Annotated in this window: 1 protein-coding gene; it reads left to right on the top strand. The window is 67.9% G+C overall.

Annotated elements, in window-relative coordinates; genetic code table 11:
* The first annotated feature begins 124 nt into the window (after positions 1–124).
* The gene (locus ACGG9C_RS16960) at positions 125–1,531 is read left to right on the top strand and encodes an IS1380 family transposase (protein WP_194383877.1); all 1,407 of its coding nucleotides are present in this window, start codon (positions 125–127) and stop codon (positions 1,529–1,531) included.
* Positions 1,532–1,672 lie beyond the last annotated feature (141 nt).

Genomic DNA, 1,672 nt, shown 5'->3' with positions numbered 1-1,672 from the left:
AGCCTCGATCCACCGATGGGCGGGGGCGCTGAGCGAGCGTCGTGACGTAGAAATGCCCCTCTGATCAGGAAGAATAGAGCTTGTCTAAGGCCCCTATTCACCCGATCCGAGAGGCATCTCGTAGATGCAATTCAAGCACGCTCCTGCTGGGGTGTCCGCGGTGTTCGACGATCCGAATCTCGTGTCGGCCGCGGGGCTGGTGCCGATGCTCCGTCTGGCGCGTTCCGCGGGGCTGGACGAGCTCGCGCGTGAGCGGTTGAGCGTCCCGGCGGACAAGGGCGCCAACGCGGGTGCGAAGGTGATGGCACTGGTCGCGGGCATGCTCGCCGGGGCGGACTCGATCGACGACATGAACCTGCTCCGCCATGGCGGAATTGGCCGGTTGTTCGACCGGACGTATGCGCCGTCGACGCTCGGGTCGTTCCTGCGGGAGTTCCGGTTCGGACACGTCCGCCAGCTCGACGCCGTCGCCTCCCGGGTGTTCGCGAATCTCGCTGTCAACGCGCCGCTGCTCCGAGCAGGCGATGGCGAGCGGGTGATGGTCGATCTTGACGACACGATCATCGAGGTCCACGGATACCAGAAGCAGGGCGCCGGTTTCGGATACTCCGGCGTCCGCGGCCTGAACGCCCTCCTCGCCACGGCATCGACCACCTCGTCGGCGCCGGTAATCCTCGGGCAGCGGCTGCGGCAAGGGAAGACCGGGTCCCCGAAGGGGGCCGCACGGATCGTCGGCGATGCTCTGGCGACCCTGCGCCGCACCGGTGTCGCCGCAGGGACTCGGCCGCTGCTGCGGGCGGACTCCGCGTTCTACGGACACGCGACCGTCGGCACCGCGATCACAGCCGGCGCCGACGTGTCGGTGACCGTCAGGATGGACCCCGCAGTGAAGGCCGCGATCGCGACCATCCCCGATGACGCGTGGACGATGATCGAGTACACCGACTCGATCCGTGACGAGACCACCGGGCAGCTGATCTCCAAAGCCGAAGTCGCCGAGGTCCCGTTCACTGCGTTCCGATCGAGGAAGAAGGCCGAACAGGTCGCAGGACGGTTGGTGGTGCGCCGGGTCCCCGACCTGAACCCGCGACAGGTGCAGCAGCCGACGCTGTTCGACGTCTGGCGGCATCACGCGTTCTTCACCACCACAGCGAAGGACGTGATGGACACGGTGGCCGCGGACAAGACGCACCGCGGTCACGCGATCATCGAGCAAGTCCACGCCGACCTCAAAGCGGGGCCGCTCGCGCACCTGCCCTCCGGGGTGTTCACCGCGAACAGCGCCTGGCTGGTGCTCGCCGTGATCGCGTTCAACCTCACCCGGACCGCTGGGGTCATCGCCGACCGGGTGGGACGGCTCGCGAGAGCAACGACCGCGACGATCCGCCGCACCCTGATCAACGTCCCCGCACGGCTGGCACGCTCCGCGCGCCGGATCACGCTCCACCTGCCCGAGGCCTGGCCCTGGGAGCACGCGTTCACACAACTCTTCAAGATCACGCACGCACCACCGCCAACGGTAACCACCTGACCATCGCCGCAACGCGGCACGACCGAGGACCACGTGGACGACCGGGATGCGACGCCCGGAACTCAACCCTGCCCTCGACACGTCACCGCGCACCGATCATGCCGCCCCGGCGCAACTACGGCTCATCGGTGGATCGAGGCT

The sequence above is a fragment of the Microbacterium sp. MTN4-26 genome (genome assembly GCF_042846595.1).
In the GTDB taxonomy this organism is placed as follows: Bacteria; Actinomycetota; Actinomycetes; order Actinomycetales; family Microbacteriaceae; genus Microbacterium; species Microbacterium luteum.
This window is presented reverse-complemented; position numbering and strand designations above follow the sequence as displayed.

Excerpts from the sequence above, each read along its gene's own strand:
- ACGG9C_RS16960 (WP_194383877.1), top strand. The coding sequence starts at position 125 with ATGCAATTCAAGCACGCTCCTGCTGGGGTGTCCGCGGTGTTCGACGAT.